A 293-nucleotide genomic window follows, 5' to 3' on the forward strand; every position below is an offset into this window, starting at 1 on the left:
AATCAACTGCATAAAGGACACCTTGACTTGTAAGAGTAGATAAAGCTGCAATAAGACGCTGTGGAAAACGGGTATAATATTGAGAAATATAGAGAGGTTTTTCTCCATCAGATATTTCTGCATCCTCATCATGTTCATAAAGCAAAATAAGATCAACATCCGAACCAGCAGTTAATTCACGACTTCCAAGCTTACCCATGCCCAGTATACCCACACGCCCCCCTTTAATATTGCCATGGATACGAGAAAATTCCTTTTGAACCGCAGCCAACGTTTTTGCAATCATAAGATCA

General features: G+C 39.6%; 1 protein-coding gene. It reads right to left on the minus strand.

Annotation, left to right across the window (positions count from 1 at the left end; translation table 11 throughout):
- Positions 1 to 293: hypothetical protein (locus tag ACFIK8_RS12020; RefSeq protein WP_375669560.1), on the minus strand; the 293-nt coding region annotated here is incomplete at both ends.

Source organism: Bartonella sp. MR168JLCBS (assembly GCF_042194175.1).